The 11,965-nt window shown below is 51.4% G+C and carries 11 protein-coding genes; 1 reads left to right on the forward strand and 10 read right to left on the reverse strand.

Translation table 11 applies throughout. From position 1 onward, the window contains the following. The first annotated feature begins 129 nt into the window (after positions 1 to 129). Complete coding sequence (locus DWY55_RS01035) at positions 130 to 1,563, forward strand: AAA family ATPase (protein ID WP_120177959.1); 1,434 nt, start codon at positions 130 to 132, stop codon at positions 1,561 to 1,563. A gap of 11 nt (positions 1,564 to 1,574) precedes the next feature. Here DWY55_RS01035 and DWY55_RS01040 read toward each other — a convergent pair whose 3' ends face one another. The 10 genes from DWY55_RS01040 to DWY55_RS01090 all read right to left on the reverse strand — a co-directional run bounded on the left by DWY55_RS01040 (position 1,575) and on the right by DWY55_RS01090 (position 11,963). Then, positions 1,575 to 2,315 carry a hypothetical protein gene (locus tag DWY55_RS01040; protein WP_165859502.1) on the reverse strand — a complete coding sequence of 247 codons (741 nt, stop codon included), beginning with the start codon at positions 2,313 to 2,315 and terminating at the stop codon, positions 1,575 to 1,577. Between the two features lie 195 nt (positions 2,316 to 2,510). Further along, positions 2,511 to 4,241 carry an ABC transporter ATP-binding protein gene (locus DWY55_RS01045; protein ID WP_120177960.1) on the reverse strand — a complete coding sequence of 577 codons (1,731 nt, stop codon included), beginning with the start codon at positions 4,239 to 4,241 and terminating at the stop codon, positions 2,511 to 2,513. Positions 4,242 to 4,250: 9 nt separating this feature from the next. Continuing rightward, entirely contained in the window at positions 4,251 to 4,871 is a 621-nt protein-coding gene (locus DWY55_RS01050) for a class I SAM-dependent methyltransferase (RefSeq protein ID WP_120177961.1), read from the reverse strand. A 9-nt stretch (positions 4,872 to 4,880) separates the two neighbouring features. Further along, positions 4,881 to 6,683 carry an ABC transporter ATP-binding protein gene (locus tag DWY55_RS01055; protein ID WP_120177981.1) on the reverse strand — a complete coding sequence of 601 codons (1,803 nt, stop codon included), beginning with the start codon at positions 6,681 to 6,683 and terminating at the stop codon, positions 4,881 to 4,883. A gap of 10 nt (positions 6,684 to 6,693) precedes the next feature. Then, positions 6,694 to 7,515, reverse strand: a complete 822-nt coding sequence (locus tag DWY55_RS01060) for a class I SAM-dependent methyltransferase (RefSeq protein WP_120177962.1) — start codon at positions 7,513 to 7,515, stop codon at positions 6,694 to 6,696. Between the two features lie 194 nt (positions 7,516 to 7,709). After that, positions 7,710 to 8,321, reverse strand: coding sequence for a TetR/AcrR family transcriptional regulator (locus DWY55_RS01070; protein WP_120177964.1), 612 nt, complete (start codon positions 8,319 to 8,321; stop codon positions 7,710 to 7,712). An 83-nt stretch (positions 8,322 to 8,404) separates the two neighbouring features. Beyond that, the gene (locus tag DWY55_RS01075; protein ID WP_025277674.1) at positions 8,405 to 9,904 is read right to left on the reverse strand and encodes a PepSY domain-containing protein; all 1,500 of its coding nucleotides are present in this window, start codon (positions 9,902 to 9,904) and stop codon (positions 8,405 to 8,407) included. Beyond that, positions 9,901 to 10,794, reverse strand: coding sequence for a hypothetical protein (locus DWY55_RS01080; RefSeq protein WP_120177965.1), 894 nt, complete (start codon positions 10,792 to 10,794; stop codon positions 9,901 to 9,903). Before DWY55_RS01080 ends, DWY55_RS01075 begins: the two co-directional genes overlap by 4 nt. A 13-nt stretch (positions 10,795 to 10,807) precedes the next feature. Next, positions 10,808 to 11,722, reverse strand: a complete 915-nt coding sequence (locus DWY55_RS01085) for a hypothetical protein (RefSeq protein WP_120177966.1) — start codon at positions 11,720 to 11,722, stop codon at positions 10,808 to 10,810. Further along, positions 11,691 to 11,963, reverse strand: a complete 273-nt coding sequence (locus DWY55_RS01090; RefSeq protein WP_243633622.1) for a hypothetical protein — start codon at positions 11,961 to 11,963, stop codon at positions 11,691 to 11,693. The genes DWY55_RS01085 and DWY55_RS01090 overlap by 32 nt, the downstream gene beginning before the upstream one ends. Positions 11,964 to 11,965: the final 2 nt, after the last annotated feature.

The raw sequence follows: 11,965 nt of genomic DNA on the forward strand, positions 1-11,965 counted from the left end.
TAACTCGGTATTATTGTGTTGGTGAGTTTGTACTTTTACTCAAATATTTTATGAGATAAAGTACAAACTCACTCTTTGAAATTTGGCAGATACATATGGATTGAGTACCTTTGCGGAAACGGAAATATTATGCAGGACAAACTGGTTTCACGAGACAGGGAATGTGACGAACTGCAGCGGTGTCTGGAATCAGACCGCTCCGAATTTGTCATCATCAGCGGACGGAGGCGTATCGGCAAGACATATCTCATAGACAAGTTCTTCAACTATAAATATGATTTCACCTTTGTAGGCGAACACAACACTCCGGCTTCGGTGCAGATACAGAATTTCATGAGGGCAATCAAGCGTCATTCGAAAAAAAGACAGCCGAAAGCCGAGACATGGTATGATGCCTTCAATGCGCTTGAAGATTATCTGGAGACATTGCCTTCAGACCGGAAAAAAGTCATATTCATTGATGAAATGCCTTGGATGGATACGCAGAGGTCGAATTTTGTCAATGCCCTGGAAACATTCTGGAACGGCTGGGGCAACAGGCGTACAGACATCATGCTCATCGCCACAGGATCGGCGACATCATGGATGGCGGACAAGATAGAAGCCAATCAGGGAGGATTGCACGCAAGAGTGACCTGCAACCTGCATCTTTCCCCGTTCAATCTGCATGAGACGGAAGAATATCTGAGGCAGCGCAACTGCAGATGGGACAGATACCAGATTCTGCAATGTTATATGATATTCGGCGGCGTTCCCTTTTACCTGAGCCTCCTGAATACCTCTGACAGTCTTGCACAGAACATTGACCGGCTCTTTTTTGCAGATGGTGCCCATCTCAAAGGGGAATTCGACGAACTGTACAATGCCCTGTTCAGCAATGCCGACACATATATATCAATAGTCAAGTTATTGTCGGAGAACAAGTCCGGACTGACAAGGGAGGACATAGCAAAAGCCACAGGTCTGGAAGGCTCTTTCTTGAGCAAGATACTGAAGAATCTTGAACGCTGCGATTTCGTAACCCGTCTGTCACATTTCGGGAGTAAGACCCGAGGAAGCATTTTCAGGCTTACGGACTTCTTTACATTGTTTTATTACAAGTTCATAGAATCCAACAATGCCAAGGATGAAAGGTGGTGGAGCAACAATATGGATTCCCGCAGCGTCTCTGCGTGGATGGGACTCAGTTTCGAACTTGTGTGTCTGGCACATCACCGGCAGATAAAGGCGGCACTCGGAATAGCCGGTGTCGGAACGGCCATATCCTCATGGAGAAGCAAGGCAGATTCTGACAAAAACATGCCTGGCTTCCAGATTGATATGATTATTGAGCGAGCAGACCGTATCATCCATTTGTGCGAAATGAAGTTCAGCACTGACCGTTATGCCATCACTGATAATTACGAGATGAAACTCCGTGAACGGATGGGATTGTTCCGTATGGCGACAAAGACCAGAAAGACATTGGTAATCACATTTGTCACCACATACGGAGTGGTGGACGGAAAACATAAAAGTATCGTCCACAGTGAAGTCACCATGGACGACCTTTTCAAATCATAGGAATATTATTGTTACGGAAGTCGGCCTATCATTGTCCTGATAGCATAAACGACAGATGTGGGACGGTTTCTTGCCGCAGACAGGGCAGTTGACAGGCTCGAAGCGGTCACGAACCGTTTTCCATCCTTGGAAACCAGAAATCTACCTCTTTCAAGAATGGACTGCCAGTGTGCCTGTATGCACGACCTTCCGAGCAGAGCGTCGAAAAGCACGGCCACATGGCGGATGTTATTTACCCGAATACGTAAGCCCTCCTCGCAGGCAAAAAGAGTTTCCATATCCTCCATACGAACCGTAGGAACACAGAACAGATGGTAAGTATTGGCACAAGACACAATACCTGCCATCTGTTCCTTCGAAAAATTACACTCGAATGAAAGTGAAGCTGCGGTCGCCATTGGATCCGCATCATACGCAAATGCCGGACTATTTATTTCAGATGTGTCATACATCCTTTTCAGTTCCATGCAATCATCCAATGAGAATGATTCGGTAGCGAACTTTTTTCGCACACAATCCTGATAATCATGCAGAATGCCTCGGACAACATGGATAATCATCTCATGGCAATTCCGGCAGACCACATTGCCGCAGTCTATATACCGGTGACTGTTGATGAAGTCGTCTACGAAGCGGCGATAAAGTTTGCCGCTGTCAACGACATCCCGGAGATAGGTTTCTCTCGCTGAAGCGAGCAATACAAAAAGTTCATTCCTTACATCCTGTTCGGCAATGATGTGCCGATGATGCAAATCTCTTCCAAAAAGAGAGAATACAGTTTTCTGACCTGTTCATTTTGAAATTGATTAAATGTTTATACTATTGTGATTGTTTCCTTTTCAGATTTTCTGACAATTATAATGCTGACTTCATACAGTAAGCCAATGCCACCGCACATTCAATACAGAAGTGATGGTAACGAAGTTTGCAATTTAACACATCTTTAGCTACAGTTTCCACCCGGAAATACTTTCCTGTATTTCCCACAAATGCGCATAAAGTCCTTCCTTTCGGACAAGTTCGTCGTGCGTGCCTTCTTCCCGTATCCGCCCGTTGTCAAGGACGATGATTCGGTCTGCATTCTTAATCGTTTTAAGCCGGTGGGCGATGGCGATGACGGTGCGTCCTTTAATCAACGAGTCGATGGCCCGTTGCACCTCCACTTCGTTTTCGGGGTCGAGCGAGGCGGTGGCTTCGTCCAGCAGAATGACCGGCGCATCTTTCAGTATGGCGCGGGCGATGGACAGGCGTTGCTTCTCGCCTCCGGACAAGGTGCAGCCGCCTTCGCCCACCATCGTGTCGTAGCCTTGCGGCAGGCGCATGATGAAGTCGTGGCAGCAGGCTTTCCGGGCGGCGGCGATGATTTCCTCGTCCGTCGCGTCCGTCTTGCCGAAACGGATGTTGTTGCGTATCGTGTCCTGAAACAGATAGACATCCTGGAACACCATCGAGATGTGGCTCATCAGGCTTTCGGGGGCGATTTCGTCCATCGGCACGCCGCCAAAGAAGATGCGTCCCCGTTGCGGGTCGTAGAAACGGGCGCAAAGTTTCATCACCGTGCTTTTCCCGCTTCCCGAAGGGCCTACGAGAGCCGTCAGTGAGTTTTTCGGAAGCGTGACAGACACGTCGTGCAGCACTTCCTTGTCCTGATAGGCAAACGACACGTGCTCGAACCGGATGTCGCCTGCCGCCGGCGATGGGCGTTCTCCTTTCATCTCCGGTTCGTTCATCAAAGTAAGGATGCGCCCTCCGGCAATGGAGAAATAACGGAACTCGGTAAAATTGGTCAGAGCGGAAGTCAGCGGGTCGAACACGCGGGAACCGACCACGAGGAACAGCACGAAGACGAGCAAAGACAATTCCCCTCCTAACAGCAGATAGGTTCCGCACAGCACCATTATCGTCAGCCCGGCACGTACCAGCGTGATGCTCAGCAGGACGAACGGCCCTAACAGGGCTTCCTGGCGGATGCAGGCACGGCGAAGTTCGGCAAAGGCATTGCGCAGCCGGACAAAACGGTCGCCCAGCAGATTGTAGGCTTTCATCACCCGGATGCCCTGCAAGTATTCTTCCAACCGGTTGCCGGCATTGATTTTCGCCTGGATTTGCCTGCCGCTCAGGCTTCGCTGTGCCTTTGTGCTTGCCCACAGCACGAGCAAGGCAAGCGGCAAGGCGGCAAACATGCTGACCGCCATCCGCCAGTCTATCCAAATCAGTGAGGCAAAAGCCAGCACGGGCATCACCACCGCGCCCATCAGTTGGGGCAGGTGGTGCGAGATTCCCGTTTCCGCCATCATGAAATCCGTGATGAGCATGGAAGACAAATCGCCGGGGTCGCGCCTCGACAGGAAACCCAGCGAGAGTTTCCGCAAGTGTTCCGCCAGCGACAAGCGTCCCGATGCGCTCATCTCGTATGCACCTCTGAAGTTGGCTCGGTAGGCAGCCCTTTCCGCCAAAGCCATGACCAGCATGTAAACAGCCATGATGCCGAATATCCACCACAGGCGGGTCGTGTCGAGCGGCTGTCCGCTGCCGTCAAACGCATGGAAGATGATGCGTATCGCCTCTACGGAGAGGCAAAACGGTACGATATTCACCAAGTTGGCAAGCATGGTGAAGCCCACGGGCTTGTAAAGCCGTTCGGTATGTCCTATTGTAATGTTTCTGATTGCGTTCATATCCTAAATTCATTTATGTGCTATAATATGTAGTTCTTCTTTTTTATGAATTGTTTTGACCGACGAGAAGCCTGCTTCAAACAATAGCTGTTTCAACTCATCGGCAGTATAGACCACCATTCCGTCTATCCGTTCCGTCCACATCTTTCCCTGCTCGGGGTCGCTCGCTTCCAGACTGATAAGGAAACAGCCCCCCTTTCGGAGCACACGCGCCACCTCAGACAGCGCCTTGTCTACAGGCGACCAGAAATAGACCGTTTCAAAAGCCGTTACAGCATCAAACGCTCCCTCTTTATAGGGCAAGGAGCAGACATCTCCTTGTTGTATGAAACATCTTTTGTCCAAGTGTTTTGCATTGTACTTTTGGGCGAATGAAACACTTTCTTCCGACCGGTCTATGCCGTAGACTTTTCCTTCCGGACACAAATTCAATAAACGTTTCAAATTCGCACCACCGCCACAGCCTATATCAAGCACATTCCATTCCGGTTGCCATTCCACTTGCTTCATGCCACGATTAGCCAAAGACGCATGAAAACTATTCATTCCTCGCAAAATCATCCGCCCCCAAAATCCTTGCGGACAGCTTGTGTTTTGCAAGACCTTGTTTAAGAAGTTCTTTTTTCCCATATATTGCTTTTAGTTTTTGTTCAACGTCCAATGGTATGCACTCGTATAGGCATCCCACATATTCTTATATACTCCCTCGGTTGCGGACAGTTGTTCATGCCTTCCGCACTGCACGATGCGCCCTTCTTTCATCACGACAATCTGATGCGCGGCAATGATGGATGAAAGCCGGTGGGCAATCACGATGACCGTCTTGTCTTTTATCAGCGATTGCAACGCCATCTGCATCCTGTGCTCGTTTTCCGGGTCGGCAAAGGCGGTAGCTTCGTCCAGCACCAGTATCGGCGCATTCTTCAATATGGCACGCGCCACGCATATCCGCTGGGCTTCGCCGCCGGAGAGAAATACGCCTTTGTCGCCTATCCGTGTGTCGTATCCCTGCGGCAGACGCTCGATGAAATCGTGGCACTGGGCGGCCTTGGCGGCGGCTATCACTTGTTCCCTCTTCGCGTCGGGAGAACCGACGGCGATGTTCTCATACAGCGTGTCGTAGAACAGGAACGTGTCTTGAAAGACGAACGACACCATGTCCATCAGCCGCTCCGTAGCTATCCGGCGTATGTCCACACCGCCTATGCGTATCTCCCCCTGCTCCACGTCCCAGAAGCGGGGTATCAGGTTGGCTACCGTGGACTTGCCGCTACCCGACGGGCCGACAAGGGCGGTTATCTTGCCCTGCGGCGCAACGAAACTGACATCACGCAAGGCTTCCGTCCGTGTGCCCTGCTCCGTGTTTTCGTAGGAGAACGACACCTGGCGGAACTCTACATCGTAGGCGGCAGGCACTTCAGGATGTTCCGGCTCGGGCACAGGCTGCTTTTCCAGTATGCGGTCGATGCGGCTTACCCCTTCGTTGATGTCGCGCGTATTGCCTCCCAAGAACGTCAGTTTGTAAACGGGTGAAGCCATGCCCGGCCCCATGATGAGGAAGAACAGCCATACCACCGCCAATGAGAGCGACTGCGGACTGGCTTGTAACAACAGAATGCCCATCGGAAGAATAAACGTCACCATTGAATTTAATAATACGGTAAAAGCCACCATCCCGTTCTGATAGGTGTCGCAACACTTCAAGGCGAATGTCTTGTAGGCCTGAATCTCGGCATTGAACTGACGGAACGAGCGGACGCTCTGCCCGAATATCTTGACTACGGGCATGCCCCGTACATATTGTACGGCAGACGCGCTCATCTTTTCCTGCGCATCGTAATAGATGCCCATGAACTCCCTTGCCTTTTTCCCCATGAAATTGGAGAATTGCAGAAAGATACTCAACACCACAACCGCCAGACAGGCCACCGTCAGCCACACATCCAACGAGAAGAAAATGACCAGCATGACCGCCACCGTGGCTACTACGTTCACCAAGTCTGGAATGGTGTGGGCAATGAAGCCTTCTATCTTCTCGATGTTCTGGTCCATGGTTTTCTTGATGGCTCCCGTAGAGGTGTTGTTCAGATACCCCAACGGAAGCCTGCCGATATGCTCGGACAGGCGGACACGCAACCCGTACAAGATGCGGAACGCAGCCACATGCGAAGACATCAGGGAGGCATACAGCAGTACCAATCCGCCGATAAGTCCTCCAAACGCTATCCATCCCCAGCGCATCATCTCCGCCCCGTCCGAAGCGGCAGGATTTACGCCGTGCGACAACAGCTCTTTCAAAATTTCATAAACCGCCCAATAAGGCACCAGCATACATGCCGCACTGCCGGCAGACAGAACCCCTGCCAATACAAGCAGCCCCTTCTTCTGCCCGGCTATCTCGAACAGGCGGGACAAACCTTCTTTCTTTTTTGACTTCTCCATATACATAATGTTATTTTGCAATGATTCTATACCCCAGCAACGAACTAAACTTGTAGCACAGCCTCGTCATGCGCCCCAATATCTGTCCGAAGAAAAATCCCCAGCGCGGGCGGAAGAACTTCATGTAGTTGGCTTGCTCGATGAGTTGCAAGGCCGGTTCCCATTGTTCCACCACGTGCCCGTCGCTCAGCCCGGAACGGATTTGTGCCTCGTGCTTGCGCAGCGAATCGGGCTTCACGCCGTGTCGGCTCATCATCGTGCCGCACACGTCGAACCACAGTTCCCCGCCCCCGAAACGGCTCGCCACGGCGCGCAGGAAGCTCTTTACCTGCTTCTCGTAGAAATACATCAGCACGCCTTCCACCACGAAGATGAATGCCCCATCGGGATGCCTGCGGCGCAGGTCGTCCATCCAGTCGGTTTCCAGCAAGGATGCCGCAATATAGACATTGCCCGGCTGTTCGGGTATCAGTTCCCGGCGCAGGGCGATGACTTCCGGCAAGTCCATATCATAGAAGATGGCTTTCCCGCCTCCGATACGCTGGAAACGGGTGTCCAGCCCGCAGCCCACATTGACCACGACGGGATTGGGGTGCGTCTCGATGAACCGCCGCACGGCACGGTCGAAATACCAGCCGCGCACCACGCATCCCACTTCGCTCAGCTTGGCCCCGTCAAATTGGGAGTAATCGTATTCCAGACTGTCCGCCAGCCGTTCCGCAGCCTTGTCGTCCAGGATGGGATGAGCGCGACGGCTTTCCTTTGCCCTCATATAGAGAGGGATGAGCAGCGTTTCTGCCACAATGTTCTTAAACTCGTGTTTCATCTTTATTCTATTTTAATAGTGAACGTTTCGATCAAGTGAGGGCAAAGCGAGTTTACTTGCTTTGCCGAACGTGAGAAAGGTGCGCAATAGCGAACGATATTCAGATTTGTTCATAAAAAAAGGAGGAAACCTCCGTGAAGATTTCCTCCTTACCAACCGTTCTGATGCGGTTGAATGTTCGTATGTACGTTGTCTGTATCTCATATCTTGATAATAGCCCTCCAACCTTGGATTTCAAACAGGATATAATCGTGCAGGATAGCTTCCATTTCCTGTCGGGGTACGGAATGCATCAGCAGTTCCTCGAACATCGTGAACATCCATACCGTATGCAGGTGGATGATAAAGTCTGACACGGAAGTGTTTATGTCGGGATACTTTTCCTGCATGGCTGCAAACCATGCCTTGACCACCTCTGTAGAACGGTCGGTGTAGCTTTCCCGGAAATGTTCCAACGAAGAACCTTGTGCTTTGAACAACAGTATTTCCATTAGCGAACGGTGTTTGTCTATAAGCGAAACATATTCGTCAATGCAGGATTTCAGGTATTTTTCCGACCGCATCATCATAATATCTTCGCCCCGTATGCCATGGTGTTCTTGCAGCATGGCTTCCAAAGCGCACAAAACAGGACGGACCACTTCACGGAATAATTCATCTTTGCTTGTGAAGTAGTTATAGATATTCCCAACACCAACACTCGACAATTCCGCTATTTCGCGCATGGAAGTCTTGGAATAGCCTTTCTTCTCGAATTGCTGTCTGGCAATCGTCAATATCCGACCCCTTATGTCCTCTTTCAGCACTTGCATTTATAGTGAACAGTGTCTGTTTTTAATTTTTTGCAAAGGTACAAGGCTTGAAATTGTCGGGCAATACCTATTTTTAGGGATTTTCAGTTATGAACCTGTTTATTCCTGTTCTTTTTCCGCAACTTCCATCCGCTCCACAGACACCACACAATGGCAATGCCGGCGATGAACACGAACACATACGTGGCGGCAATGCCGATGTAGATGCGTCCGCTGTGGACTTCCAGAGCGAAGTTCCAAAGCGACATGGGGAGCGCGGCGAGGCTTTCCGGCTGGGGAAGCGCGTTCGTCCCGTTGTAGTATTCCACGGCAAACGGCTCTTTACCCAAGTCCGCGCTGAAACCCGATATGGCTTTCTTGCCAAACGGAGGACCGGACTTATCCTCGGCCTGTTCGCCCGTGAACCAGTCGGTCGCCGTGCCTTGCGCTCTGTTCCATACAAACAGTCCGCTGAACGAGCCGCAGAGCCAATGACCTTGCACTTCGCGCTGCCATACGTTCAACCCCATCACGCTGACGGGTGGCGTATGTGTCAGCCTTTCGGGGATGGCTTCGAACGATTTCAGGGAATAAAAGCCTTCGGAAGTGGAGAGCAACCAGTCGCCGCAGGCGGTGTCGTAGCGCACCATTCGCAGTTTGTCGTTCCACGGGTTCGGGCTGTCAAGGGTGCTTCCGGGCAGGGCCGGCGTATCGGTCAGTGCAAGAGCTATCAGTACGGGCGGACGGAGACACCAGCCTGTCACGGCAATAAGTAGGGTCAATACAAGGGTGGTGCGGCCTAACTTGTCATGCCACAGCAACGAGAGGCGCGTCCAGCGTGCCGCCTTGTCCGCACTCTTTCCTTGTTTGTGTCTGCGCCGCATGTATTTAGGCAGTAGCCAGTAGAGGATACCCGTCAGGCTGAGCAACACCAATACCACGGCCACCGCATCCATGACGAGCTTGCCCGGCATACCGAACAGTTCGCCCGTATGCAGCACCCACACCGTGCGGAACAGGGAGACTTTGCCGTCATAGTCCGACGGGGCTTGCAACTGTATCTTACGGAATTGGGTATGGGGAGACATGGAGATATAGAGATAAGAACGGCCCAGCACCGCCAGCGTGTCGCCCTTGCAGGTCATGTCCGTCAGCATTTCATCTCCGTCCGTAGGGAGCGGTATCTGCTGCCAACCTGTGTGGATGCCGTAACGGTACAGCCCGAAAGGACTGAGCGCATACAGGCTGCCGTCCGCCGTTTGCGCCACGGCACGTATCTGCCGATAGTCTGCTCCATCGGACAGTCCGTCGTTGAAGTCGGCGAATGCGGAAGCGGAAGTGTCCGTCCGCCAGATGCCACCCGTGCCATAGACCAGCACACGGCGCACGCTGTCCTCGTCCGTATAGGGCAATGTGCCCCGCAGCAGGCCACCGTTCCATTTCGTGTATTCGTAACGGACAGGCAGCCACTTCCTGCTGATGTCGACATCACGCACAAGCCACCGGTGGTTCAGCACGATGCCCGACAGACAGAACATCAGCAGAAAAAGGCTGAGCGCGATGCCCAGCCACTTATGATGTTTTTTCCATGTAATCCGTTTCATGCCGTTGCCGTCTGTTTCTTGTGCAACTTATTATATATGAGGTAAGCGGCAGTCGCCAGTAGCGACAGTCCGATGACCGCCAGTTGGTCGGTATGTTCCGACGGTGCCGCCCACAGGCCTTCCAACACGTGGATACGGTCGAACACCTCCACACCTATCCAGAAGATGATGACCGTAGCGAAGCCATAACGCAGACTCATGCCCCATGAAGAATAACGCAGCAGACGGGCAAACATGAACAGCGAACCTATAAGCCCCAGCATCCCCACAAGCAATGTCACCGGATGACGGTCGCCCAGGAAACGCTCGTCATAACAGAACATAAGTGTGAGGTAACACGTCCACAACATCGTAATCACTTCCATAAATGCCACAATGCTGGTATGTCGCGTCATGGGTCGGGCGGCAATCTCCTTCTTGTGCTTGCCGAAGAACAGCCGCTGCCACCAGTTGAGGAAGTTGCAGCCGTTGCGTGTGCAAAACAGGTAGAGCATCATCGTCATCGCCCAGAAACCGAAGGTGGCGGGCAGCAGCAGGTACTCCGGGCGGCTGACAACCTCGCCCGTCACGGGGTCGAGCTGTGCCTGCGTGCCGAAGCGGTTGGCATAGTACATGAAGAGGAAGTCCACCGCCCCCATCCAGTAGCACATACCGCCGAACAGTCCGAGCAGGCTCTGCCGCGCATCTCCCTTGATAAAGACACCCGCAATGACCAGTCCCAGTCCGAAGGCTCCCATTCCCATTCCCGCATAAAACTGTTCAACTCCCGTAGTGCCGTCTTTCAGCATACGGGCAAGAATATGCGTAAGGGGCATCGCTGCCAGTGTCACCGCAATGGACACGATCGCTTTGCCCCAATTCATTTGTTTTCTATTTAATCCTGTTGTCATATTAACAGACTTTTTATCCGACAGCAGCCGATTTCCTTGCGCCCTTATACCAGAGATAGAACGCTAAAGCCACAAACACTACCAGTATTATCACCATCTCCATTACATGGTTCAAAGGGTCTGTCCATATCTCGCTGAACAGGTCCATACGTCCCAATACCTCGATAGGTGTCCAGAAAACCACCACCGTAGCAATGGCCATACGGATATTGGCTCCCCACGAAGCGATGCGCAGCTGTTTGGCAAAGATAAAGAACGAACCTATCAGACAGCCCAAGCCTACCAAAAGTGTAACAGGATGATTTTCGCCTAAGAATACGTCGTCATAACAGAACATCAGCAGTAAGTAGGAAGCCCACAGAATCATCATCAGCTCCATGAAGGTAACGATGCTCGTGTGACGTGTCATCGGGCGAGCGGCTATCTCGTTCTTCTTTCCCTTGAACAGCAGACGCTGCCACCAGTTGATGAAGTTGCAACCGTTGCGTGTGCTGAACAGATACATAATCATCACCATCATCCAGAATCCGAAAGAAGCCGGAAGTATAAGATATTCAGGACGGGTCACTATCTCTCCCGTCACAGGGTCGAGTTCCGGCTGTGTGCCGAAACGGTTGGCAAAATACATAAACAGGAATTCCACCCATCCCGTCCAGAACAGCAGACCGCCGAACAGTCCCCACAGAGTCTGGCGCGTATCTCCCTTGGCAAACACGCCTGCAATAACCATCAGCATACCCACGAATCCCATGGCAAAAGCCGAATAATGCAGTGTGGTCTCATCCAGAAAATGCTCCATCAGAATCATCACGGCATGGCCAAGCGGCATGGTGAACAATACCATCAGGAATGATGCGGTGGCTTTCCACCAATATTTTTTCTTTTCCATTTTTACTTCAGTTGTCTTTGTTTCCACTGTCTGTTTCATATTCCATTAATTTACCTTTGATATACTTTTTATAAATAACTATTACGATAATTGCCATAACCAATAATGCGGAATGCAGCATCGCTGTGAACTCCCATGAAGGAGCCTTCTCAGTATCTCCATATTTGGCGGACATCACGAAATGAGCGGCAGTTATTGCAATTACTGCAACCGTAATAAAAGGCCACTTCACCCATTTGCGGTTGCAGAATTTCCAAAAACGAAAGAGTGTCTTTTCCATAA

It is taken from the genome of Bacteroides sp. AF25-38AC (assembly GCF_003602995.1).
Lineage (GTDB): Bacteria > Bacteroidota > Bacteroidia > Bacteroidales > Bacteroidaceae > Bacteroides > Bacteroides uniformis.

Excerpts from the sequence above, each read along its gene's own strand:
- DWY55_RS01035 (WP_120177959.1), top strand. The coding sequence starts at position 130 with ATGCAGGACAAACTGGTTTCACGAGACAGGGAATGTGACGAACTGCAG.
- DWY55_RS01045 (WP_120177960.1), bottom strand. The coding sequence starts at position 4,241 with ATGAACGCAATCAGAAACATTACAATAGGACATACCGAACGGCTTTAC.
- DWY55_RS01050 (WP_120177961.1), bottom strand. The coding sequence starts at position 4,871 with ATGGGAAAAAAGAACTTCTTAAACAAGGTCTTGCAAAACACAAGCTGT.
- DWY55_RS01055 (WP_120177981.1), bottom strand. The coding sequence starts at position 6,683 with ATGGAGAAGTCAAAAAAGAAAGAAGGTTTGTCCCGCCTGTTCGAGATA.
- DWY55_RS01070 (WP_120177964.1), bottom strand. The coding sequence starts at position 8,321 with ATGCAAGTGCTGAAAGAGGACATAAGGGGTCGGATATTGACGATTGCC.
- DWY55_RS01075 (WP_025277674.1), bottom strand. The coding sequence starts at position 9,904 with ATGAAACGGATTACATGGAAAAAACATCATAAGTGGCTGGGCATCGCG.
- DWY55_RS01080 (WP_120177965.1), bottom strand. The coding sequence starts at position 10,794 with ATGACAACAGGATTAAATAGAAAACAAATGAATTGGGGCAAAGCGATC.
- DWY55_RS01085 (WP_120177966.1), bottom strand. The coding sequence starts at position 11,722 with ATGAAACAGACAGTGGAAACAAAGACAACTGAAGTAAAAATGGAAAAG.
- DWY55_RS01090 (WP_243633622.1), bottom strand. The coding sequence starts at position 11,963 with ATGGAAAAGACACTCTTTCGTTTTTGGAAATTCTGCAACCGCAAATGG.